The organism is Faecalibacterium sp. An121 (assembly GCF_002160915.1).
GTDB lineage: Bacteria > Bacillota > Clostridia > Oscillospirales > Ruminococcaceae > Faecalibacterium > Faecalibacterium avium.
In genome coordinates, this window is the sequence record NZ_NFLM01000055.1 from 1 (window position 1) to 843 (window position 843).

Consider the following 843-nt stretch of genomic DNA (forward strand, 5'->3'; position numbering starts at 1 on the left):
CTATTCCTCTTTGCCGCCACATCGGATGGGTGTTTTACCCGAGCGCGCAGGTGGTCTCTGGCACCCGCTCGCCCCTTATATCATCTCCCGGTATGGTGCCCCGGGGGTGTTATAAGTAATGTTAGACCTGAGCGTTTGCGCTCTCAGAAACAGTTTTGGTAAACATAACTGCAACAACCCAAGCAGAAGCATCAGGATTGGAGTTGTTAGCCACCTTAACGGCACCAATAGAGCCATCAACAGTAACATCCTTGCCGGAATTCATACCCGCCATGGAGCCAGTAATATAAGTATCGTAATAATCGTGGACAATTCCCGCCACAGCCTGCTCAGTCAACTTGCCGGAAAGAAGTCTAACTTCAACATACGAATAGGTATCGCTCTTCTCTGCGTTAGTAGGAGTGTCACTCAGCCAGTTACTAAACTCACTCTTTTCGCCAGAGCGATAATTCCCGGTCGTAAATTTGCCAATCACATCGCTAGACAAAGTATCATTGTTCTTGTCCCACTTAGTGTAATTAGTCAGAGCATTTTTAATGTCGTCTGCAGTAACCTTATCTTTATCCAGTGCAACATCCTTCAAGGCAGTATTCAGAGTTGCATTTTCGCTGAAGGTCAGAACATCCTCTTCCTCCGAGGACAGCAGGTCATTCATATAACCGGTCAGATCGGAAGCAGAAGGGACAATCGGAGTATTGGGATCCTCAGGATCTGCCGGGTTGCTCTTGCAGCCAGCCAGCATGCTGACGGCCATGATGCCGGCCAGCGCCAGAGAAGCAATCTTCTTGAGTTTCATAATGAATTTTTCCTCCTTATGGTGTATAAAAGATAGAGACCCAAAAC

The 843-nt window shown here is 47.4% G+C and carries 1 protein-coding gene; it reads right to left on the minus strand.

What is annotated here, in order from left to right; all coding sequences use genetic code 11:
* Window positions 1-121: 121 nt before the first annotated feature.
* Window positions 122-796 (minus strand): hypothetical protein, encoded by a 675-nt coding sequence (locus tag B5E66_RS12675; protein WP_087233856.1) that lies wholly within the window; start codon window positions 794-796, stop codon window positions 122-124.
* Window positions 797-843: the final 47 nt, after the last annotated feature.

Excerpts from the sequence above, each read along its gene's own strand:
- B5E66_RS12675 (WP_087233856.1), bottom strand. The coding sequence starts at position 796 with ATGAAACTCAAGAAGATTGCTTCTCTGGCGCTGGCCGGCATCATGGCC.